The following is a 21,981-nucleotide window of genomic DNA, read 5'->3' as shown; positions in this document are numbered from 1 at the left end:
GTGCGATATAATCAAGGGAATCGCAACGCCAATAGCGTCATGACCAAAACAAACCAGGCAAGCACGGAGCCGGTGACCCAGCCGCTCGAGCTCGACTGCGCCGACGCAAGCGTCACGCAGGAGATGACGCGCTGGCTGTCGCATCTGCGCGCCGAGCGGCGGCTGTCGCCGAAGACGCTCGAGGCCTATGCCCGCGATGTGCGGCAATGCCTGGCCTTCCTGGCCGAACATTGGGGCACGCAGGTGACGCTCGCGGGTTTCGCCGCCCTGGAGGCCAGCGATGTCCGCGCCTTCATGGCGATGCGGCGCGCCGACGAGATCGGCGGGCGGTCGCTGATGCGGGCGTTGGCGGGCTTGCGCTCGTTCGGGCGCTTCCTGGAACGCGAGGGCAAGGGCAAGGTCGGCGCGCTCTCGGCCATTCGTGCGCCGAAGATCGCAAAGAGCCTGCCGAAACCGATCCACATCGAAGCGGCAAAACGTTTCGCCGACGCCGATGAGCGCGCCGGCGAAGCCCGCGAGACCTGGATCCTTGTCCGCGACGCAGCGGTCATGGCGCTGCTCTATGGTTCGGGCCTGCGCATCTCGGAGGCGCTCGGACTGAAGCGCCGCGACGTGCCGAAGCCGGGCGAAGGCGACGTGCTCGTCGTCACCGGCAAGGGCAACAAGACCCGCATGGTGCCGGTGCTGCAGAACGTGCTGCAGCTGATCGCGGACTACGCGGCGATCTGCCCGCATCAGCTCAATCCGACCGGGCCGATGTTCGTCGGCGCGCGCGGCGGCCCCCTGAGCCCGCGCATCATCCAGCTTACGATGGAGCGGCTGCGTGGCGCGCTTGGCCTGCCCGACAGCGCAACCCCGCATGCGCTGCGACACTCCTTTGCCACGCACCTGCTCAGCCGCGGCGGCGACCTGCGCGCGATCCAGGAATTGCTCGGCCACGTCTCGCTGTCGACCACGCAGATCTACACCGGCATCGACAGCGAACGCCTGCTCGAGGTCTATCGTTCGGCGCATCCGCGCGGGTGAGGCGGCGGGACAGCCTTCAAATATGACGCAGGCTGTTTCGGTCGTCCCAGCGACGCCGATATTCATACGCCCGCCATAAACGGCGCGCCCCTTGCGTTGCAGGCCGCATTCGGCAATCGTGTACCGGTCTCACCCGGAGGGGGAATTATGAGCGCACATGAAAGTATGGAGCACGCGGAGCATGTCGAGCATGCGTCCAGCGAGAACAAGAAGATCGCACTTCTGATCGCCGTGATCGCATTGTGCCTGGCCCTCTCGGAAACGCTCGGCAAGGGCGCACAGACCGAAACGATCAGCAAGAATGTCGAGGCCTCCAACCTCTGGGCCTTCTTCCAGGCCAAGAGCATTCGCCGCACCACCTTGCAGACCGCGGCCGAGCAGGGCAAGCTGAGCCTCGGCGGCACGGCCGACGACGCCACCAAGGCAACGCTGCAGAAGCAGATCGACGAATGGCAGAAGACCGCCGCGCGTTATCGCTCGGAGCCGGAAACCGGCGAAGGCACCGAGCAGCTGGCCGAGCGCGCCAAGCACGCCGAGCATGAGCGCGACGAGGCGACGGCGAAGTATCATCACTTCGAACTTGCCTCCGCCGCCTTCCAGATCGCGATCGTGCTGGCGTCCGCGACCATCATCACGGGCATGATCGCGCTGGCCTGGGTGTCAGGCCTCGTGACGCTCGCCGGCATCGTGATGACCGCGCTCGGCATCTTCCAGCCGCATTTTCTGCCGCTGCATTGAACCGCAGAGCCCCGGCTCTCTCACCGTCGCCCTGAGGAGGACGGTCGAGCAACTTGCGCGGAACGTCTAGCGCGCCTGTTGCACGCTCTTGCGGAAGCGCGCGATCAGACGGAGCGTGCGCGCCGTCCATCCGTCACCATTGCCGCGCAGGACCTCGCGGATACGCTGCTTGATCGGCTCGACGATGGCGGTGGCCTTGGCGCGCATCGCCATCACGAAATGATAGAGCGCCTCGAACCACGGCATCTCCATCAGCTTCGGCCGCGTCACGTCGAAGATGAAGGCGGTGACGCCGACGCTGAGGAATTTCGCGAACAGAATGGTCGAGATCGCGCCGAGCCAGTATTCGTGCGTGAACAGCCACAGGCCGACCAGCTTGAGCGGAAACAGCGGGATGACCGGGACGATGAACACAATCAGCGTCATCGCCGGCGACAGCGAATCGACCCGCTCGGCCAACCATTGCTTGAACGCGCTCAGCGGAATCGCCCCCACCACGCGCGCCACGATCGGCTCGAGGTGGTCCCACAGCCATGCTTCGATCAGGAAAATGATCGCAAGCAGGACCCAGAACGGCTGTAATAGGCGACGCAACATCTAGATGATCTCGACCCCGGCCGGCGCCGGACATCGGTCACATATGGATGGCGCGTTTGCCCACCGCAAGCGAGGCTTCCTTGATGGCTTCCGAGCGGGTCGGATGGGCGTGGCATGTGCGCGCCAAATCCTCCGCCGATCCGCCAAATTCCATCAGCACGCAGGCTTCATGGATCATTTCGCCGGCTTCGCGGCCGACAATGTGCACGCCGAGCACCCGATCCGTCTTCGCGTCTGCGAGAACCTTCACGAAGCCGTCCGTGGTCTGGTTTACCTTGGAGCGGCCGTTGGCGGTAAATGGAAATTTGCCGACGGTATAAGCGATACCTGCCTGCTTGAGGTCTTCCTCGGTCTTGCCGACCGATGACACTTCGGGCGTGGTATACACAACGCCTGGGATGACGTCGTAGTTCACGTGGCCAGCCTGACCCGCGATGATCTCCGCGCAGGCGACGCCTTCGTCTTCCGCTTTGTGCGCGAGCATCGGGCCGGCGACGACGTCACCGATCGCATAGATACCCTTCACATTGGTCGAGAAGTGCGAATCGATCTCGACACGGCCGCGATTGTCGAGCGCAACACCGGCTTCCTTCAGCCCGAGGCCTTCGGTGTAGGGCACGCGGCCGATGCACACCAGCACCACATCGGCCTCGAGCGTTTCGGCCGCGCCGCCTACGGCCGGCTCGACCCTCACCGCCAATGTCTTGCCCGAGGTATCCACCGAGGTGACCTTGGCGCCGAGCTTGAAGACGAATCCCTGCTTCTCCAGCATGCGCTGGAATTGCTTTGCCACTTCGCCATCCATGCCGGGCAGGATGCGGTCGAGGAATTCCACGACCATGACATCCGCGCCGAGGCGGCGCCAGACCGAGCCGAGTTCGAGCCCGATCACGCCGGCGCCGATGATCAACAATTTCTCCGGCACCTTCGCCAGCGAGAGGGCGCCGGTCGACGACACGATTCGCTTCTCGTCGATATCGATTCCCTTCAGCCGCGCGATGTCCGACCCGGTAGCAATCACGATGTTCTTGGTCTCGACGACTTCGGCCTTGCCGTCGCCGGAGACCTCGACCTTGCCGGCACCGAGGATCTTGCCGGTGCCCTTGAGCACGTCGATCTTGTTCTTCTTCATCAGGAACTCGACGCCCTTGACGTTGCCGTCGATGCCCTGCTGCTTGAAATTCATCATCGAAGGAAGATCGAGCTTCGGCGCCGAGACGCTGACGCCCATCTTGGCAAAGGAGTGGGCGGCTTCCTCGAACATCTCGGAGGCATGCAGCAGCGCCTTCGAGGGCATGCAGCCGACGTTGAGGCAGGTGCCGCCGAGCGTCGCGTTCTTCTCGACGACGGCCACCTTCATGCCGAGTTGCGCTGCGCGTATTGCGCAGACGTAACCGCCGGGCCCAGTGCCGATGACGACGAGATCGTAAGAAGCCATGATGGAAGTCCTGTAGCTAAACTCTGTGACAGTTAGTGGAGCACGACCTTTCGGAGAAGGGGTTCCTGCTTGTCCGGATCATGCTCACATCTCCTTGTTTGAGCATGATCTTTTCGGAAAACCGGTTTCCACTTTTCCGGATCATGCTCTAGCGACCGCCCGACACGTCGAGGGTCGCGCTCGTGACATAGGACGCCTCGTCCGAGATCAGCCAGACGATGGCATTGGCGATTTCCTCGGCTGTGCCGACCCGCTTCATCGGCACCATGGGCGCGAGCCGATGCGCGCGATCGGGCTCGCCGCCCGAGGCGTGGATTTCGGTATCGATCAGACCGGGGCGAATGCCGGCAACGCGAATGCCTTCGTCGGCGACCTCGTGACCAAGGCCGACGGTGAAGGTATCGATCGCGCCCTTGGACGCCGCGTAGTCGACATAGGTGTTGGCCGAGCCGAGCTTGGCGGCGACCGACGACAGGTTGACGATCACGCCGCCCTTGCCGCCCCTCTTGGTCGACATCCGCTTCACGGCTTCACGGGCGCACAGGATGCTGCCGGTGACGTTCACCGCCATCATGCGCGCGATGCGCTCGGCGGTCATGTCCTCGACGCGAATCGACGGACCGACGATGCCGGCATTGTTGACCAGCGCGCCGAGCGTCCCGAAGCCGTCAGCGGCCTTGAACAGTGCCAGGATATCCTGCTCGCTGCCGACGTCGCACTTCACCGCGATCGCCTTGCCGTTCTTCGCCTCGATCGCGGCAACGACCTCGTTGGCCGCCGTCTGGTTGGAAGCGTAGCCAACGACGACGCGATAGCCGCGCGCAGCCGCCGCGAGCGCGGCGGCGCGGCCGATGCCGCGGCTGCCGCCAGTGATGACAACGACCTTGTCCGTCACGTCAACCTCCAAGCGTGTGTAATGAAGATCCAATCGCGATGCCCGAAGCGGTCGGGCATCGCGTGCGTCCTGACCTCAGAGATCCAGCACCAGGCGGGCCGGATCCTCCAGGCTCTCCTTGACGCGCACCAGGAAAGTGACCGCTTCCTTGCCGTCGATGACGCGGTGATCGTAGGACAGCGCCAGGTACATCATCGGGCGTGCCTCGATCTTGCCGCCGACCACCATCGGCCGCTCCTGGATCTTGTGCATGCCGAGAATGCCGGACTGCGGCGCGTTGAGGATCGGCGTCGACATCAGCGAGCCGTAGATGCCGCCATTGGTGATGGTGAAGGTGCCGCCCTGCATCTCATCGATCTTGAGCTGGCCGTCGCGGGCGCGGCGGCCGTAGTCGGCGATTCCCTTCTCGATCTCGGCGATCGACTTGTGGTCGCAGTCGCGCACGACAGGCACCACCAGGCCGCGGTCGGTGCCGACCGCGACGCCGATGTGATAGTAGTTCTTGTAGATCAGGTCGCTGCCGTCGATCTCGGCGTTGACGGCCGGAATATCCTTCAGGGCCTGCACGACGGCCTTGGTGAAGAAGCCCATGAAGCCGAGCTTGGCGCCGTGCTTCTTCTCGAACGCGTCCTTGTAGTGCGCGCGCAGCGCCATGACGTTGGTCATGTCGACCTCGTTGAAGGTCGTCAGCATTGCGGCAGTGTTCTGCACGTCCTTGAGACGGCGCGCGATGGTCTGACGCAGCCGCGTCATCTTCACGCGCTCCTCGCGCGCGGCATCGTCGGCCGGCGACGGCGCGCGCACCTGCACGGCGGCAGCCGGCTGATAGACCGGGGTGGGCGCGGAGGCCGCCTTTTCGATCGCAGCCAGCATGTCGCCCTTGGTCACGCGGCCGTCCTTGCCCGAACCGGGAACGGTGGAAGCATCGATGCCGCTCTCGGCCGAGAGCTTGCGAACGGAGGGCGCGAGCGGCGCATCCGCCGGCGGCGCCTTCGGCGCAGCGGCAGGAGCCGGGGCGGCGGTCGGCGCGGGCGCGGCTGGAGCCGCCGCCTTGGCGGGTGCGGCGGCCGCAGCAGGCTTGGCCGGAGCCGCGCCGTCATTGATCTGGCCGAGCAATGCGCCGACGGCAACCGTTTCGCCGTCCTTGGCGATGATCTCGCCAAGCGTTCCCGCCGACGGCGCCGGAACCTCGATCGTAACCTTGTCGGTCTCCAGCTCCACGAGCGGCTCGTCCACCGCGACGGCATCGCCTGCCTTCTTGAACCAGCGGCCGATGGTGGCCTCGGTCACGGATTCGCCGAGCGTTGGAACGCGAATTTCAGTCATGGTCTTTTCCTCAGATCAACCCTGCGGTCATAAAACTTGTGCGGCCACCGTGCGCCAGGGCGGACGATCCGGGGCTCCGTGACGACAGTGCTTCTGCCGGATACGCGGAGTGCCGAATGCCCCGCTTTCGCGGGGCATGGCTGGAGTGAAGCTCGTCAGTTCAGTGCGTCGTCGAGCAGCGCCTTGAGCTGCGCCAGGTGTTTCGACATCAACCCGGTCGCGGTCGCCGCCGATGCCGGACGGCCGGCGTAGCGCGGACGCTTGTTGGCCGCGTGGATCTGGTTCAGCACCCATTCGAGATAGGGCTCGATGAAGTGCCACGAACCCATGTTGCGCGGCTCTTCCTGGCACCAGACCATCTCGGCATTCTTGAAGCGGCCGAGCTCCTGCACCAGCGCCTTCAGCGGCACCGGATAGAGCTGCTCGATGCGCATCAGATAGATGTCGTCGATGCCGCGCTTCTCGCGCTCCTCGTAGAGATCGTAATAGACCTTGCCGGAGCACAGCACGACGCGACGGATCTTGTCGTCCGGCTTCAGCTTGATCTTCTCGTCCGGCAGCATCTGCGCGTCATCGTACAGGATGCGATGGAAGGTGGCGTTCTTGCCGAGCTCGTCGAGCCGCGACACGGCGCGCCTGTGACGCAGCAGCGACTTCGGCGTCATCAGGATCAGCGGCTTGCGGATCTCGCGATGCAGCTGGCGCCGCAGCACATGGAAGTAGTTCGCCGGCGTGGTCGGATAGACCACCTGCATGTTGTCCTCGGCGCACATCTGCAAATAGCGCTCGAGGCGAGCGGAAGAGTGCTCCGGTCCCTGACCTTCGTAGCCATGCGGCAGCAGGCAGACCAGGCCGGACATGCGCAGCCATTTGCGTTCGCCCGAGGAGATGAACTGGTCGAACACGACCTGTGCGCCGTTGGCGAAGTCGCCGAACTGCGCCTCCCAGATCGCGAGCGCATTCGGCTCGGCCAGCGAGTAGCCGTATTCGAAGCCGAGCACCGCCTCTTCCGAGAGCAGCGAGTTGATGACCTCGTAATGGCCGGTGTCGTCGCCGCCGAGGTGATTGAACGGCGTGTAGCGGCTCTCGTCTTCCTGATCGATCAGGACCGAGTGACGCTGCGAGAAAGTGCCGCGTTCGGAATCCTGGCCGGACAGGCGCACGTGATGGCCTTCCTGTAGCAGCGAACAGAACGCCAGCGCCTCGCCGGTCGCCCAGTCGATGCCGACCCCGCTGTCGATCGCCTTGGCGCGATTATCGAGGAAGCGCTGGATGGTGCGGTGGACGCGGAAACCGTCCGGCACCTTGGTGATCTTGCGGCCGATGTCCTTCAGAACGGCAACGTCGACGCCGGTGACGCCACGGCGGGCGTCCTCTTCCTGGTCGGCGATCTTGAAGCCCGCCCACTTGCCGTCGAGCCAGTCGGCCTTGTTCGGCTTGTAGCCGGCGCCCGCTTCGAATTCGGCATCGAGCCGCGCGCGCCAATCGGCCTTGGCCTTCTCGACCTCGCCCTCGGTGAGCACGCCATCGGCGACCAGCCGCTTGGCATAGATCTCAAGGGTGCTCGGATGCGAGGCGATGCGCTTGTACATCACCGGCTGGGTGAACGCCGGCTCGTCGCCCTCATTGTGGCCGTGGCGACGGTAGCAGAACATGTCGATGACGACCGGCTTGTGGAATTTCTGCCGGAACTCGATCGCGACCTTGGCTGCGAACACCACCGCTTCCGGATCGTCGCCGTTCACATGGAAGATCGGCGCGTCGATCATCTTCGCGACGTCGGAGGGATAGGGCGACGAGCGCGAATAGCGCGGATAGGTGGTGAAGCCGATCTGGTTGTTGACGATGAAGTGCAGCGATCCGCCGGTGCGATAGCCCTTCAGGTCGGAGAGGCTGAAGCATTCCGCCACGACGCCCTGGCCCGCAAACGCCGCGTCGCCATGCATCAAGAGCGGCAGGACGGAGATGCGCATGTCGGGTGGATCGCCGTGCTGGTCCTGCTTGGCGCGAACCTTGCCCATCACCACGGGATCGACGATCTCGAGATGCGACGGGTTTGCGGTCAGCGACAGGTGGATGTTGTTGCCGTCGAACTCGCGGTCCGAGGAGGCGCCGAGGTGATACTTGACGTCGCCCGAGCCTTCGACCGAGTCCGGATTGGCCGAGCCGCCCTTGAATTCATGGAACAGCGCGCGGTGCGGCTTGCCCATCACCTGGGTCAGCACATTGAGGCGACCGCGATGCGGCATGCCGACCACGATCTCCTTCACGCCGAGATTGCCGCCGCGCTTGATGATCTGCTCGAGCGCAGGGATCAGTGATTCACCGCCGTCGAGGCCGAAGCGCTTGGTGCCGGTGAACTTGAGGTCGCAGAACTTCTCAAAACCCTCCGCCTCGATCAGCTTGTTGAGGATGGCGCGGCGCCCTTCGGGGGTAAAGCTGATCTCCTTGTCCGGCCCCTCGATGCGCTCCTGGATCCACGCCTTCTGCGCGGCATTGGAGATGTGCATGAATTCGACGCCGAGCGTCTGGCAGTAGGTACGCTCGCAGATCTGAACGATCTCGCGCAGCGTGCCGTATTCGAGGCCGAGCACGTGATCGAGGAAGATCTTGCGGTCGAAATCGGCCTCGGTGAAGCCGTAGGAGCGCGGATCGAGCTCCTCGCGATCGCGCGGCGCCTCGATGCCAAGCGGATCGAGCTTGGCGTGGAAATGGCCGCGCATGCGATAGGCGCGAATCAGCATCAACGCGCGGACGGAATCGCGGGTCGCCTGATGGACCTCGGCGTCCGAGAGCTCGGCGCCCTTGGCCTGGGCCTTGGCGGCGAGCTTGGCGCCGACCGCCTTCTCGACCTCCGCCCAGTTGCCGTCGAGCGCTGAGGTCAGCTCGTCACGCGGCGTCACCGGCCAATTGTCGCGGCCCCAGGAAGCGCCGTCGGCGTTCTTCTGGACATCGGCAGGGACGTCCCTCAGGCTCTTGAAGAATTCCTGCCACTCGGCATCGACCGATCCTGGATCCTGTTGGTAGCGGGCATAGAGGTCGTCGATGTAGGCGGCGTTGGTGCCCTGCAAAAACGATGAAAGGGCAAAAGCGGCGTTCGCGTCCTGGCGAGACATGAGGCAGTCCTGGTGATTTTTTTCGGTTCGCGCGTCAAAGACGGCGCAAGTGCCGGTCTGGAAGAGGGGCCGGCTGGTTGGGTACCCTTTACCCTATCTAGTTTGGATATTCCTGCCTAAAAGAACTAAGGAGTGAATATATTTTCAAAACTTGTAAATACACGATCTTTGGAAGCAAACGGCTGCGCCGTGGCTTCCCGGAGGGGAAATTCCGGGAGGCCACGGCGGGATAACGCCTGATCAGGAAAATTGTCGCGGCGGGATGATTTACTTCAACATCTCGGCCAGGGTGTGCCCGAGCCGGGCCGGCGATGGCGACACCTTGATCCCCGCCGCTTCCATCGCCGCGGTCTTGGAACCGGCATCGCCCTTGCCGCCGGAAATGATGGCGCCGGCATGGCCCATCCGGCGACCGGGAGGTGCTGTAACACCGGCAATGAAGCCAACCATCGGCTTCTTGCGGCCACGTTTGGCCTCGTCCCGGAGGAACTGGGCCGCATCCTCCTCGGCGGAACCGCCGATCTCGCCGATCATGACGATCGACTTGGTCTTCTCGTCGGCCAGGAACATCTCCAGCACGTCGATGAACTCGGTGCCCTTGACCGGGTCGCCGCCGATGCCGACCGCGGTGGTCTGGCCGAGGCCTTCCTGGGTGGTCTGGAACACCGCCTCGTAAGTGAGCGTGCCGGAGCGGGAGACGATGCCGACGCTGCCGGGCTTGAAGATGTTGGCCGGCATGATGCCGATCTTGCACTCGCCGGCCGTCATCACGCCCGGACAATTGGGTCCGATCAGCCGCGACTTCGATCCCGACAGCGAACGCTTCACGCGCACCATGTCGAGCACAGGGATGCCTTCGGTGATGCAGACGATCAGCGGGATCTCCGCATCGATCGCCTCGCAGATCGCATCCGCCGCGCCCGGCGGCGGCACATAGACCACGCTGGCGTCGGCGCCGGTCTTTTCGCGCGCTTCCGCGACGGTGTCGAACACCGGAAGGTTGAGATGGGTCGAGCCGCCTTTGCCCGGCGCCACACCGCCGACCATCTTGGTGCCGTAAGCGATCGCCGCTTCCGAATGGAAGGTACCGTTCTTGCCGGTGAAGCCCTGGCAGATGACCTTGGTGTTCTTGTCGATCAGGATGGACATGGTTCGTGATGCTTTCGCGAGACGAGCAGTGAGGACTCTATGCTCTAGTGGATACGCCGGTACACGCCGGTGAGCACGTCGGCCCATCCTTCCGCGTCTGGCGAGAACTGGATCTTCATGTTGTAGGTGTCGTCGTCGACGACCTCGTAGACGTGACGGGCGTTGCCGCGCAGCGAGCCGCGCACCAGGATCAGCGATTTGTTGACCCAGGCGCCGGAGGCCGGCGACGGCGGGTAGTAGCCGAGCGAATCGTGCCAGAACAGTTTGTAGGTCCGCTCTTCGCGGTCGTAGGTGAAGACGCCGTGAGTGGCAAAGCTCTCCTTGCTGTCGCGCGTCTGCACGCTGTCCTGGATCAGGTAGAAGCCGTTGAGCGCGACGCGCGCGCTGACATGCGAGGTCGCCGGACCACCTGCAGTCCAGCGCGACGGGTGGACCACCTCTTCGCCGCTCCACTCGCCCGCGAAGACCGCGAGCCTGCGGTGTTCTTCCAGCGGTGACGGAGCGTCGAGATGATCGGCCATCGTTAGCCTCCCTTGACGGCTTTCACGATCTTCTGTGCGGCATCATCGAGATTGTCGGCAGGCACGACGTTGAGACCGCTTTCGCGGATGATCTTCTTGCCCTGCTCGACATTGGTGCCTTCAAGACGCACCACCAGCGGCACCTTGAGACCGACCTGCTTCACCGCGGCGACCACGCCCTCGGCGATCACGTCGCACTTCATGATGCCGCCGAAGATGTTGACCAGGATGCCCTTCACGTTGGGATCGGCGGTGATGATCTTGAACGCGGCCGCGACCTTCTCCACGCTGGCGCCGCCGCCGACATCGAGGAAGTTCGCCGGCGACATGCCGTAGAGCTTGATGATGTCCATGGTCGCCATGGCGAGGCCGGCGCCGTTGACCATGCAACCGATATTGCCGTCGAGCGCGACGTAGTTGAGGTCGAATTTCGACGCCTCGATCTCCTTGGCGTCTTCCTCGGTCTCGTCGCGCAGCGCCAGCACGTCGGGGTGGCGATAGAGCGCGTTGCTGTCGAACGACACCTTGGCGTCGAGCACGCGGAGCTGGCCCTGCTTGGTGACGACGAGCGGATTGATTTCAAGCATCGCCATGTCCTTGGCGACGAAGGCGGCATAGAGCTGGCTGGTCAGCTTTTCCGCCTGCTTGGCAAGGTCGCCGGTCAGCTTCAGCGCGTTCGCGACGGTGCGGCCGTGGTGCGGCATGATGCCGGTCGCCGGATCGACGGAGAAGGAGACGATCTTTTCCGGCGTCGCGTGCGCGACCTCTTCGATGTTGACGCCGCCCTCGGTCGAAACCACGAACGAGACTTCGGAGGTTTCGCGGTTGACCAGGATCGAGAGATAGAACTCCTTGTCGATGTCGGAGCCTTCCTCGATGTAGAGACGGTTGACCTGCTTGCCGTGCGGGCCGGTCTGCACCGTGACCAGGGTCGCACCGAGCATCTGCCTGGCGAACTCGTCGACCTCGGCGACCGACTTGGCGATGCGGACGCCGCCCTTGTCGCCGGCGGATGCTTCCTTGAACTTGCCCTTGCCACGGCCTCCGGCGTGAATCTGGCTCTTCACCACCCAGATCGGTCCGGGAAGCTGCTTCGCCGCCGCATCGGCGTCCTCCGGCTTGAGCACCGGGACGCCGCGCGAGATCGGCACGCCGAATTGATGCAGCAGTGCCTTGGCCTGGTATTCGTGGATATTCATGGAGAGACGCTCCCAAACCCTCTTGCGGCGAACTTCATCGAAATCGCGTCAGCCTTGAGACTGGCATACCACATACCAAGGCTCATGCAACTACAAAAGCCGCCGGAAATTCATCACCCTGCACCCGATAGGCGATTGAAAACGCCTATCGGGCCATTGCCAAGCCAGATTACCTGCCGAGCAGGTCGGGCGTGATCTTCTTGCAGGCGTCGACCAGGCCCTGCACGGCGCCGACCGACTTGTCGAAGGCTTCGCGGTCCTTGCCGGCCAGCTCGATCTCGACGACGCGCTCGACGCCCTTCGAACCGATCACGACCGGCACGCCGACATACATGTCCTTCACGCCATACTCGCCGTTGAGATAGGCGGCGCAGGGCAGCACGCGCTTCTTGTCCTTCAGATAGCTCTCGGCCATCGCGATCGCGGAGGCAGCCGGCGCGTAGAAGGCGGAGCCGGTCTTGAGCAGGTTGACGATCTCGGCGCCGCCGTTGCGGGTGCGATCGACGATCTCGTCGACGCGCGCCTGCGAGGTCCAGCCCATCTTGACAAGGTCGGGCAGCGGAATGCCGGCAACGGTCGAATAGCGCGTCAGCGGCACCATCGTGTCGCCGTGGCCGCCGAGCACGAAGGCGGTGACGTCCTCGACCGAGACGTTGAATTCGTCGGCGAGGAAATAGCGGAAGCGCGCGGAGTCGAGCACGCCGGCCATGCCGACCACCTTCTTGTGCGGCAGGCCCGAAGCCTTCTGCAACGCCCACACCATCGCGTCCAGCGGGTTGGTGATGCAGATGACGAACGCGTCGGGCGCGTACTTCTTGATGCCGGCGCCGACCTGCTCCATGACCTTGAGGTTGATGGAGAGCAGGTCATCGCGGCTCATGCCGGGTTTGCGCGGCACGCCGGCCGTGACGATGCAGACCTTGGCGCCGTCGAGCGCTTCATAGGAATTGGCGCCGGAGAGATTGGAGTCGAAGCCGTCGACCGGCGACGATTGCGCGATGTCGAGCGCTTTGCCCTGCGGCACACCTTCGGCGATATCGAACAGCACGACATCTCCGAGTTCCTTGAGGCCGACGAGGTGCGCCAGCGTTCCGCCGATCTGTCCGGAGCCAATCAGAGCAATCTTGTCGCGTGCCATGGGAAATCAGTCCTTTGAACTGGTAGCAGGAGGGAGAGAAGTCGGTTGGAAGGGTGGTTATCCCTTTCGAATGATACGTTCAAGTCGCGGCCTGCCCAATTGTCGCCCCTGCCCGGAATTCGATCAGGCATGCCAGCGATAACCGTGCGGACGCTCGAAAAGTTGCCCGGAACGGGCGCTCGAGGCTGTATTCAGGTCTCGACCAGACCGGTCGATGTGCCGCTCGCCGACGAGTCTTTCCGACCGTGCGGCAACGCCAGGTAGGATTCCGAGCTCATTTCGATCAGACGGGACGCAGTGCGCTTGAATTCCATCGCCTCGATGCCGTCGGTGGCGAGATAAAGCGACACCGGGTTGGCCTCGGCCGAGGCCATCAGCTTCACGGCATTGTCATAGAGCGTGTCGATCAGCGAGATGAAGCGCTTGGCGGCGTTGCGCTGGGCATAATCCATCACCGGTATATGGTCGATCAGGATCGTGTGGTAGTCGTGCGCGAGCCGCAGGTAATCGGAGGCAGCAAGCGGCTTCTCGCAGATATCCGCGAAGCTGAAGCGCGCGACACCATTCGAAGAGCACGGCACGTGCAGCGTGCGCCCCTTGATCGCGATGTCGCGCGACTTGCACGGCGCATTGCCGGTCATCTTGCGCCACGCTGCGTCGAGCGCCTCGTCGGCCTCATCATCCGGCGGCACCAGCCACATCTTTACGCCGAACAACTTCTCCAGCCGGAAGTCGGTGCGTGCGTCGAGCCGCAGCACGTCCATATGGTCGGAGATCTGCTTGATGAACGGCAGGAACAGCGCACGGTTGAGGCCGCCTTTATAGAGGTCCTCCGGCGCGACGTTCGAGGTTGCGACCACGACGGTGCCGAGATCGAACAGCTTTGCGAACAGCCGCCCGAGGATCATCGCATCCGCGATGTCGGTAACATGGAATTCGTCGAAGCAGAGCAGCCAGGCCTCGTCGAAGATCGCCTGCGCGGTGAGCGCGATGACATCGGCTTCGTCGATCTCGCCGCGCGCAATCTGCTGGCGATAGCCGTAGATGCGCTCATGCGCTTCGGCCATGAATTCGTGGAAATGCGCGCGGCGCTTGTGCTCGATCGGGCTCTGCTGGAAGAACAGGTCCATCAGCATGGTCTTGCCGCGTCCGACCTCGCCATGGACATAGAGCCCGCGCGGCGGCTTCTCGTCCTTGTCGCCACCGAACAGCCGGCCGAACAAGCTCTGCTTGCGCTGTGGCTTGTAGCTCGCGAGCCGCTCGTCCAGCGCACCGAACGCGTCGGCGGCGCGCGCCTGCGCGGGATCAGCCTCGATCGCGCCGGAGGCGACCAAGGCTTTGTAGTGGTCGAGGAAGGAACTGGGCGAGGTGGAGAGCATGAGCCATCTTACGGCCCTACCTCGCGGAAAATTGCAAGCCGTGAATTTTGGCGACGGCTATGCACGAGCACGGCCTTGCGCACCCCGGCCGGGCGCCCAGAACTGGCGGCTATCTCACGCGCAGAGCGCGTAGGAATCCTCGACCACGTAGGGGCCGCCGCCAGTCGACGCACGCGACGAGAACAGCACGAAGCGATCCGCCATGAAGGTGCGGCTCGGGAAGTAGCCGCGGACGGAAAGATAATCCGCCACGTCCTGGCTCGACGCATCGTGCAATCGCGCGAGCGTCACATGCGGCGTGAACTTGCGCCCCTCGGGATCAAGCCCGATCCGCTGCATCAACCGCTCGAGCTCCGCCTGCAGCTCTATCAGCGGCCGGCTCGGCTCGACGGAGGCAACCACCGCGCGCGGCTTGCGTCCGCCGAAGCTCGACAAGCCCTGCAGCTTCACCTCGAATGGCTTGCGATTCACCCGAAACAGCATCATGGCGATCTCGTTGGCTGAGACGCCATCGATATCGCCGATGAAACGCAGGGTGACGTGATAATTTTCGGGATCGATCCAGCGTGCGCCGGGAAGGCCACCACGCAAGCTGGAGAGGGTTTGGCCGATATCGGCCGGGATTTCCAGTCCAGTGAACAGACGCGGCATCGCAATAATCCTCGATGCGGTGGCGCGAGTTTTGGGAGCCCGCGCCCTGTTACGACCCGGTGACGAATCACCGACGTCTCTTTGTACCCGAGTTATATGACTCTGCGAAGCATGATGCGTTAACAGCTCGTAAACCTACATCATCATGCGCAGCAGGGCCTGTATTTCAACTGCGTTGCCCCGATAGTGCACTGAGGAATGCCTCCACCGTGGGCAGGATTTTCTTCACGACGATATCCACTCCGTCGGCCGTCGGATGCATGCCGTCGGCCTGGTTGAGCTTGGCGTCGGCGGCGACGCCATCGAGAAAGAACGGATAGAGCGGCACGCCAAAGGACCTCGAAAGATCTGGATAGATCGCGTTGAACTTGGCCGCATAGTCGCTGCCGTAGTTCGGCGGCGCGAGCATCCCGCACAAGAGTACTGCGATCTTGCGCACCTTCAACTTTGTGATGATGTCGGACAGCGCGGCGCGGGTGACGGCGGGATCGGTGCCACGCAGGGCATCGTTGGCGCCAAGCTCGAGGATCACGGCATCGGTTCCATCAGGCACCGACCAGTCGACTCGGTCGCGACCGCCCGAGGCGGTGTCGCCGGACACCCCGGCATTGATCATATCGACCTTTATCCCCTTGGCATCCAAGGCCTTTTGCAGGCGAACCGGGAACGCCGCCGCGGCCGGGAGGCCATAGCCGGCACTTAAGGAGTCACCCAGCACCACCATCTTGATCGGTTTCGCGGGATCCGCCGCCTGCACGCTTGCCGCCGTCATCAAGCCCATAAGCAACACGAGTATGTGCACGAAGATTCCCAACCGGGCCTCGACCGCAGCGGCGGAAGTGCCATATGACCGAACCATGGACAGTCTCATCGAATCCTCTTCCCTGACCGGCGTCGAGCCGGACACCATCTCTGTCAAGAACGTCAATCTCTCGCTCGGCACCGGCGCGGCACGGGTTCATATCCTGAAAGATATCAGCCTTCGTGTGGCAGCGGGCGAGGCCATCGGCTTGATCGGCCCGTCGGGTTCGGGCAAGTCGACCTTGCTGATGGTGATGGCGGGGCTCGAACGTCCTGACAGTGGAGAAGTGGTCGTCAACGGCACGTCGTTCAATGCCCTCGACGAGGATGCGCTTGCGCGCTTCCGCGGCCGCCAGGTCGGCATCGTCTTCCAGTCGTTCCATCTGATCCCGACCATGACGGCACTGGAGAACGTCGCGGTGCCGCTCGAACTCGCCGGCAATGCCGATGCGGCAACGCGTGCCGCGCAGGAGCTGCAATCGGTGGGCCTCGGCGAACGTCTGCATCACTATCCGACGCAACTCTCCGGCGGCGAGCAGCAGCGTGTCGCAATCGCGCGCGCGCTCGCGCCCGATCCCGCGATCCTCGTTGCCGATGAGCCGACCGGGAACCTCGACGAGGCGACAGGAAAGCAGATCGTCGACTTGCTCTTCAGCAAGCACACCGAGCGCGGCATGACGCTGGTGCTGGTGACGCACGACATCTCGCTCGCGCAGCGCTGCGATCGCGTCGTGCGGCTGCGCTCGGGCCGGATCGACGGGCACTCCGCGACATGAGCATCGCGTCCGAAGTCGCGTTGCAGGGCCGCGCATCGTCGCTCGCCTTCCGTTACGCGATGCGCGAACTGCGCGGCGGCCTGCGCGGCTTCTATGTCTTCATCGCCTGCATTGCGCTCGGCGTGATGGCGATCGCCGGCGTCGGCTCGGTCGCCGCGAGCCTCGGCGACGGCCTGTCGCGCGAAGGTCGCACCTTGCTCGGCGGCGACGTCGCGTTCTCGTTGATCTCGCGCGAGGCCAAGCCGAGCGAAGTTGCGTTCCTGCGCACGCGCGGCGAGGTCTCGGTCGCAGCCAAGCTCCGCGCGATGGCGCGCAGCAATGACGGCAAGCTGGCACTGGTCGAGCTCAAGGCGGTCGACGACAAATATCCGATGCTCGGCGAACTGACGCTCGAGCCGAACATGCCGCTCGCCGATCTCCTCGCCGAGCGCGACGGCGCCTATGGCGCGGCCGTCGATTCGACCTTGCTCGCACGGCTCGACCTCAAGCTCGGCGACCGCGTCACCGTCGGCACCGCGACCTACCAGATCCGCAGCGTGGTCGCGGCCGAGCCGGACAAGCTCGCCGCCGGCGTCGGCCTCGGCCCGCGGTTTCTCGTCAGCGAAGCCAGCCTGCGCGCCACCGACCTGCTGCAGCCGGGCAGCCTGGTGCGCTGGATCTACCGGGTGAAGCTGCCCGACGGCACCAACGACGATCGGGCCACTACCGCATTGATCGACGGCGCGCGCAACGCGGCGCCTGAGGCCGGCTGGGAAGTCCGCAGCCGTAGCAATGCTTCGCCGCAACTCGAACGCAACATCAACCGCTTCACGCAGTTCCTGACCCTGGTTGGCCTTGCCGCGCTACTGGTCGGCGGCGTCGGCGTCGCCAATGCCGTGAAGAGCCATATCGACCGCCGCCGCGACGTCATCGCCTCCTTCAAGGCGCTCGGCGCCACCGGCCGCGACGTCTTCACGATCTATCTCACCCAGGTGGTCGTGCTCGCCGGAATTGGCTCGGTGATCGGCCTTGCGCTCGGCGCCGCGCTGCCCTTCGCAATCGTCGGCCTGTTCGGCACGCTGCTGCCGCTGCCGGTGGTGCCGGCCGTGCATCCGGATGAGCTTGCGCTCGCCTTCATCTATGGTCAGCTCACCGCGCTCGCCTTCGGCCTGTGGCCGCTCGGCCGGGTCCACGACGTGCCGGTGGCGGCGCTGTTCCGCGAGACCGTCGCCAGCGAATGGCACCGTCCGCGCTGGAGCTATCTCGCACTCATGGGGGTCGTGATTGCCCTGCTGATCGCGGTCGCCATCGGGCTGTCCTATGACAAGCGGGTTGCCACCGTATTCGTCATCTCCTCGATCGCGGTGTTCCTGCTGTTGCGTGGAATTGCCGAACTGCTGATGGTCGTGGCCCGGCGGCTGCCACGCAGCCGCATGACCATGCTGCGGCTCGCGATCGCCAACATCCATCGGCCAGGGGCGCTAACGCCGTCGGTCGTGCTGTCGCTGGGCCTCGGGCTAGCGGTGCTCGTCACCATCACCCAGATCGACGGCAACCTGCGCCGTCAATTCCTGGCTGCGTTGCCGGAGCGGGCGCCGTCGTTCTTCTTCATCGACATCCCCTCCACCGAAGCCGACCGCTTCGGCGCCTTCCTCAAGCAGATCTCCCCGGATTCGACGGTCGAGGACGTGCCGATGCTGCGCGGACGCATCGTCGCCGCCCGCGGCGTGAAAGCCGACCAGCTCAATCCCACCGTCGATTCGGAATGGGTGCTACAGAGCGACCGCGGCCTGACCTACACCGGGGAAGTTCCGAAGGGCTCGAAGATCGTCGAGGGCGAATGGTGGGGGCCGGACTATAGCGGGCCTCCGCTGGTCTCGATGGAGAAGAAGATCGCCGACGGGCTCGGCTTGAAGATCGGCGACCAGATCGTGGTCAACGTGCTCGGCCGCGATGTCCCGGCGAAGATCGCCAATCTACGCGATATCGACTGGCAAGGGCTCGGCATCAACTTCGTGCTGGTGTTCTCGCCGAATGCCTTCAAGGGCGCACCGCACAGCCACGTCGCGACCTTGACGGAACCACATCCGGGCTCCGCCGATGACGCCCGCATCATCAAGCAGGTCGCCGACGCCTTCCCGATGGTGACGAGCGTGCGGGTCCGCGAGGCACTGGAAACGATCGGCAGCGTCGTCAGCAACCTTGTGCTGGCGATCCGCGGCGCCAGCGCCGTGACGCTGATCTCCGCCATCCTGGTGCTGGGCGGAGCGCTGGCCGCCGGCCACCGCCACCGGGTCTACGACGCCGTCATCCTCAAGACGCTCGGCGCAACACGGGCACGGCTGCTCGGCGCCTACGCGCTGGAGTACCTTATGATCGGCTTTGCAACCGCCGCGTTCGGAATCATCGCCGGCTCGATCGCGGCCTGGCTGATCGTCACGCGGCTGATGACGCTGAGCTTCATCTGGCAGGCCGGGAGCTCCGCGCTGGTCGTGGTCGCCGCACTGATCCTTACCGTCGGATTGGGTTTGGCCGGAACACTGCTCGCACTCAATCAGAAACCCGCTTCGGTGCTGCGGAATTTGTGACAATTTGTAGCGCCGGCTACACCGTTTTTCGCCGCAAATGCCGCATCAGAGCGACATTCAGCCGCGCGTGGAAGCTTGCGTCGCATGTGTTAATTTCCCACATACCAACCGGGTCGGATGATCGGTTTGATGACACGGAATTAATGTTCCGCAAACCGCGCCATCTGAGATAGATTTACGACCGGCGCCGCAAATCCCTTGCGCTCCACCGGGACCAACCACGGGAATTCGACCATGTCGGACCTAGACCGTAACTACGCTTCTCCTTTCGGCCGGGCCGCCGGGCGCATTGACGCTGCGGCCGTCGACGCCGGTCTGCGCGCCTACATGCTGCGCATCTACAACTACATGAGCATCGGCCTGGCCATCACCGGCCTCGCCGCGCTCGGTGTCTATATGGCTGCGGTGACCGGCGATCCGTCCGCCGCCGTCGCGAAGTTTGGCAGTGCCTATCTGACGCAGTTCGGCTACGCGATGTTCGTCAGCCCGCTGAAGTGGCTGTTCATCCTCGCCCCTCTGGTGATGGTGTTCGTCATCTCGGCCGGCATCAACCGCCTGGCACCCTCGACCGCCCAGATGCTGTTCTGGGTGTTCTCGGCGCTGATGGGCCTGTCGCTGTCGTCGATCTTCCTGGTGTACACACACACCTCGATCGTGCGCGTGTTCTTCATCACCGCAGCGACGTTCGGTGCGCTCAGCCTTTACGGCTACACCACCAAGCGTGACATGAGCGGCATGGGCTCGTTCCTGTTCATGGGCCTGATCGGCATCATCATCGCCAGCCTGGTCAACCTGTTCCTGGCGAGCTCAGCGCTGCAGTTCATCGTGTCGGTGGTCGGCGTGCTGGTGTTCGCGGGCCTCACCGCCTGGGATACCCAGCGGCTGAAGAACGACTACATCTACGGCTACGCCTCGCAGGGCGGCGCGATTGCAGAGCGCGCGGCGATCACCGGTGCACTCTCGCTCTACCTGAACTTCATCAACCTGTTCACGCTGCTCCTGCAGCTCCTCGGCCAGCGCGACTGACGCGCAACGCCGATCGGACAGATCGAAGCCCCGGCCCAACGGCCGGGGCTTTTCTTTTGCGCGGAGCAAAAATAGTGTCGCGCCATGTCCGATGCAGAAATGGCCCGAACAGAGGTCAGGCCCACCACCGAAGCCGACCTCCCCTCCATCACCGCGATCTATGAGCAGGCGGTGCGCTTCGGCACCGCCACGTTCGAGCTGATCCCGCCCGACCTCTCCGAGATGACCCGCCGCTACAGGGCGCTGATCGATGGCGGCTTTCCCCATTTCGTCGCCGTGCACGAGGGCGGCGTGGTCGGCTATGCCTATGCCGGCCCCTACCGGCCACGCCCCGCCTACCGCTTCACGGTCGAGAACTCGGTCTATCTGGATCCCGCGATCCATCGCCGCGGCGTCGGCCTGCAGCTGATGGAGCGCCTGATCGCCGAATGCACAGAGCGTGGCTTCCGGCAGATGATCGCCGTGATCGGCGATTCCGCCAATGCCGGCTCGATCGGCCTGCATCGCAGATGCGGTTTCCAGATGATCGGGACACATCCCAGCGTCGGCCTGAAGTTCGGCCGCTGGCTCGACACCGTGATGATGCAGCGCAAACTCGGAGAAGGCGGCGCAACGGTGCCGGCGGATTAGACGAGCCGAGGGTATGGGATTCGGAGCCCGCATGAGCGAAGCGATATCCGGGGAAGTCGCATCTGCTTGGCGAGATCGTCCCCGGATGTCGCTACGCTCATCCGGGCTACAATAGCCGCAATTGACGCGCCTAGACCAGCGCCAGCTTGCGGTCGATCACCAGCAGCACGCGCTCGAGCTCATGGCCGCGGCGCAGGATCAGGCCTGTCGCCGAGATCACGCTGTACATGCCCTGCTTGCGCGCGAGGCGCGGGTCCTTCTCGATGCGGTAGATCGGCACTTCGGAGGCTCGGCGAAACACCGAGAACACCGCACGGTCCTTCAGGAAGTCGATCGCGTAATCGCGCCACTCACCGTCGGCGACCATGCGGCCATAGAGATTGAGGATGCGGTTAAGTTCAAGTCGATTGAATGTCACGCGGTTGGGCTGAGGGGCCGCAGCGGCGGCGCGCGCCACGGCGCGAATCCCGCTCGGATCAGTGTCCTCCGACATCAAACTCATCGAGCGCCTCCTGTCATCCCGGCGACGATCTTGTTCCGAAGGCCGGTGCCCCCTCTTCGGGATCGTCACGAGACTGACATGATCGCGCTAAGCGGGAGGCACCGCAAGGGGCCATTCTCGATGCAATCAGGCAGAACCGTGTCGGAGCGCGACGGATTGTCCAAAAGACTGTCCAAAAAAGAGTCACAGGAACGTTAGAAGAATCATATTACCGCCCCACTTCCGCCCATCGCCCGCCCCGCGGCTCTGCAAAAAGGAAGCCCTGCGTTGGCCCGGTCCTTTCGGTTCCGGATTCCTCAGCCCCCAGCCCCCCGGGGCCGTCAGGATCGGGCCTGTACGCAGGGGAGTTGATCCCCAACACTGGGCCAACGAAAGTTGGTCCTTTTTGTTTTTGAGTGTCCTCATGCGCGATCGAAGCGAATGCGCAGAGTCGAGCCGCCCTCACCTCAACAGAATTCGAGATCGATATCGCCGCCAATGTCTCGGAGAGACGGCGCGCATCAGCA

Annotated in this window: 19 protein-coding genes; 6 read left to right on the top strand and 13 right to left on the bottom strand. The window is 64.1% G+C overall.

All coding sequences use genetic code 11. The features are described 5' to 3' along the window. Positions 1-39 precede the first annotated feature (39 nt). Positions 40-1,026 carry a tyrosine recombinase XerC gene (locus MTX23_RS02080; RefSeq protein WP_280974995.1) on the top strand — a complete coding sequence of 329 codons (987 nt, stop codon included), beginning with the start codon at positions 40-42 and terminating at the stop codon, positions 1,024-1,026. Between the two features lie 147 nt (positions 1,027-1,173). Next, a complete protein-coding gene (locus MTX23_RS02075) occupies positions 1,174-1,764 on the top strand; it encodes a DUF4337 domain-containing protein (RefSeq protein ID WP_280974994.1) in 591 nt (196 codons plus the stop codon). Positions 1,765-1,830: 66 nt separating this feature from the next. Here the strand turns inward: MTX23_RS02075 and MTX23_RS02070 are convergent, their stop codons facing one another. The 12 genes from MTX23_RS02070 to MTX23_RS02015 form a co-directional block, all read right to left on the bottom strand. Further along, positions 1,831-2,361 (bottom strand): hypothetical protein, encoded by a 531-nt coding sequence (locus MTX23_RS02070; RefSeq protein ID WP_280974993.1) that lies wholly within the window; start codon positions 2,359-2,361, stop codon positions 1,831-1,833. A 37-nt stretch (positions 2,362-2,398) separates the two neighbouring features. After that, a complete protein-coding gene (lpdA, locus tag MTX23_RS02065; RefSeq protein ID WP_280974992.1) occupies positions 2,399-3,799 on the bottom strand; it encodes a dihydrolipoyl dehydrogenase in 1,401 nt (466 codons plus the stop codon). Between the two features lie 148 nt (positions 3,800-3,947). Then, positions 3,948-4,694: an SDR family oxidoreductase gene (locus MTX23_RS02060; protein ID WP_280974991.1), complete on the bottom strand. Its 747-nt coding sequence runs from the start codon at positions 4,692-4,694 to the stop codon at positions 3,948-3,950. Positions 4,695-4,769: 75 nt separating this feature from the next. Then, entirely contained in the window at positions 4,770-6,020 is a 1,251-nt protein-coding gene (odhB, locus tag MTX23_RS02055) for a 2-oxoglutarate dehydrogenase complex dihydrolipoyllysine-residue succinyltransferase (RefSeq protein ID WP_280974990.1), read from the bottom strand. Between the two features lie 155 nt (positions 6,021-6,175). Continuing rightward, entirely contained in the window at positions 6,176-9,136 is a 2,961-nt protein-coding gene (locus MTX23_RS02050) for a 2-oxoglutarate dehydrogenase E1 component (protein ID WP_280974989.1), read from the bottom strand. A 267-nt stretch (positions 9,137-9,403) separates the two neighbouring features. Continuing rightward, entirely contained in the window at positions 9,404-10,285 is an 882-nt protein-coding gene (sucD, locus tag MTX23_RS02045; RefSeq protein WP_066501070.1) for a succinate--CoA ligase subunit alpha, read from the bottom strand. Between the two features lie 44 nt (positions 10,286-10,329). Further along, positions 10,330-10,806 carry a DUF1579 family protein gene (locus MTX23_RS02040; protein ID WP_280974988.1) on the bottom strand — a complete coding sequence of 159 codons (477 nt, stop codon included), beginning with the start codon at positions 10,804-10,806 and terminating at the stop codon, positions 10,330-10,332. A 2-nt stretch (positions 10,807-10,808) separates the two neighbouring features. After that, positions 10,809-12,005: an ADP-forming succinate--CoA ligase subunit beta gene (sucC, locus tag MTX23_RS02035; RefSeq protein WP_280974987.1), complete on the bottom strand. Its 1,197-nt coding sequence runs from the start codon at positions 12,003-12,005 to the stop codon at positions 10,809-10,811. A 169-nt stretch (positions 12,006-12,174) separates the two neighbouring features. Beyond that, on the bottom strand, positions 12,175-13,143 hold the full coding sequence (gene mdh / locus MTX23_RS02030) for a malate dehydrogenase (protein ID WP_280974986.1): 969 nt from the start codon (positions 13,141-13,143) through the stop codon (positions 12,175-12,177). 191 nt (positions 13,144-13,334) lie between these two features. Next, positions 13,335-14,522 (bottom strand): cell division protein ZapE, encoded by a 1,188-nt coding sequence (gene zapE / locus MTX23_RS02025; RefSeq protein WP_280974985.1) that lies wholly within the window; start codon positions 14,520-14,522, stop codon positions 13,335-13,337. Between the two features lie 114 nt (positions 14,523-14,636). Continuing rightward, entirely contained in the window at positions 14,637-15,173 is a 537-nt protein-coding gene (gene thpR / locus MTX23_RS02020; protein ID WP_280974984.1) for an RNA 2',3'-cyclic phosphodiesterase, read from the bottom strand. 166 nt (positions 15,174-15,339) lie between these two features. Continuing rightward, positions 15,340-15,975 (bottom strand): arylesterase, encoded by a 636-nt coding sequence (locus MTX23_RS02015; RefSeq protein WP_280978337.1) that lies wholly within the window; start codon positions 15,973-15,975, stop codon positions 15,340-15,342. A 55-nt stretch (positions 15,976-16,030) separates the two neighbouring features. Here MTX23_RS02015 and MTX23_RS02010 point away from each other — a divergent pair, with 55 nt between their 5' ends. The 4 genes from MTX23_RS02010 (at position 16,031) to MTX23_RS01995 (ending at position 20,973) form a co-directional block, all read left to right on the top strand. Then, on the top strand, positions 16,031-16,750 hold the full coding sequence (locus MTX23_RS02010) for an ABC transporter ATP-binding protein (RefSeq protein ID WP_280974983.1): 720 nt from the start codon (positions 16,031-16,033) through the stop codon (positions 16,748-16,750). After that, positions 16,747-19,317: an ABC transporter permease gene (locus MTX23_RS02005; protein ID WP_280974982.1), complete on the top strand. Its 2,571-nt coding sequence runs from the start codon at positions 16,747-16,749 to the stop codon at positions 19,315-19,317. Before MTX23_RS02010 ends, MTX23_RS02005 begins: the two co-directional genes overlap by 4 nt. Before the next feature lie 234 nt (positions 19,318-19,551). Further along, positions 19,552-20,343, top strand: coding sequence for a Bax inhibitor-1/YccA family protein (locus MTX23_RS02000; RefSeq protein WP_280974981.1), 792 nt, complete (start codon positions 19,552-19,554; stop codon positions 20,341-20,343). 99 nt (positions 20,344-20,442) lie between these two features. Next, positions 20,443-20,973: a GNAT family N-acetyltransferase gene (locus tag MTX23_RS01995; protein ID WP_280974980.1), complete on the top strand. Its 531-nt coding sequence runs from the start codon at positions 20,443-20,445 to the stop codon at positions 20,971-20,973. A 130-nt stretch (positions 20,974-21,103) separates the two neighbouring features. On the opposite strand, the gene MTX23_RS01990 is transcribed toward MTX23_RS01995, so the two are convergent. Next, complete coding sequence (locus MTX23_RS01990) at positions 21,104-21,475, bottom strand: DUF2794 domain-containing protein (protein ID WP_280974979.1); 372 nt, start codon at positions 21,473-21,475, stop codon at positions 21,104-21,106. Positions 21,476-21,981 lie beyond the last annotated feature (506 nt).

It is taken from the genome of Bradyrhizobium sp. ISRA436 (assembly GCF_029910015.1).
Classification (GTDB): Bacteria; Pseudomonadota; Alphaproteobacteria; order Rhizobiales; family Xanthobacteraceae; genus Bradyrhizobium.
This window is presented reverse-complemented; position numbering and strand designations above follow the sequence as displayed.

Coding starts and splice junctions, on each gene's coding strand:
- MTX23_RS02080 (WP_280974995.1), top strand. CDS start 40: ATGACCAAAACAAACCAGGCAAGCACGGAGCCGGTGACCCAGCCGCTC.
- MTX23_RS02010 (WP_280974983.1), top strand. CDS start 16,031: ATGGACAGTCTCATCGAATCCTCTTCCCTGACCGGCGTCGAGCCGGAC.
- MTX23_RS02050 (WP_280974989.1), bottom strand. CDS start 9,136: ATGTCTCGCCAGGACGCGAACGCCGCTTTTGCCCTTTCATCGTTTTTG.
- MTX23_RS01990 (WP_280974979.1), bottom strand. CDS start 21,475: ATGAGTTTGATGTCGGAGGACACTGATCCGAGCGGGATTCGCGCCGTG.
- odhB (WP_280974990.1), bottom strand. CDS start 6,020: ATGACTGAAATTCGCGTTCCAACGCTCGGCGAATCCGTGACCGAGGCC.
- mdh (WP_280974986.1), bottom strand. CDS start 13,143: ATGGCACGCGACAAGATTGCTCTGATTGGCTCCGGACAGATCGGCGGA.
- sucD (WP_066501070.1), bottom strand. CDS start 10,285: ATGTCCATCCTGATCGACAAGAACACCAAGGTCATCTGCCAGGGCTTC.
- MTX23_RS02075 (WP_280974994.1), top strand. CDS start 1,174: ATGAGCGCACATGAAAGTATGGAGCACGCGGAGCATGTCGAGCATGCG.
- MTX23_RS02000 (WP_280974981.1), top strand. CDS start 19,552: ATGTCGGACCTAGACCGTAACTACGCTTCTCCTTTCGGCCGGGCCGCC.
- MTX23_RS01995 (WP_280974980.1), top strand. CDS start 20,443: ATGGCCCGAACAGAGGTCAGGCCCACCACCGAAGCCGACCTCCCCTCC.
- MTX23_RS02070 (WP_280974993.1), bottom strand. CDS start 2,361: ATGTTGCGTCGCCTATTACAGCCGTTCTGGGTCCTGCTTGCGATCATT.
- thpR (WP_280974984.1), bottom strand. CDS start 15,173: ATGCCGCGTCTGTTCACTGGACTGGAAATCCCGGCCGATATCGGCCAA.
- zapE (WP_280974985.1), bottom strand. CDS start 14,522: ATGCTCTCCACCTCGCCCAGTTCCTTCCTCGACCACTACAAAGCCTTG.
- MTX23_RS02005 (WP_280974982.1), top strand. CDS start 16,747: ATGAGCATCGCGTCCGAAGTCGCGTTGCAGGGCCGCGCATCGTCGCTC.
- lpdA (WP_280974992.1), bottom strand. CDS start 3,799: ATGGCTTCTTACGATCTCGTCGTCATCGGCACTGGGCCCGGCGGTTAC.
- MTX23_RS02040 (WP_280974988.1), bottom strand. CDS start 10,806: ATGGCCGATCATCTCGACGCTCCGTCACCGCTGGAAGAACACCGCAGG.
- sucC (WP_280974987.1), bottom strand. CDS start 12,005: ATGAATATCCACGAATACCAGGCCAAGGCACTGCTGCATCAATTCGGC.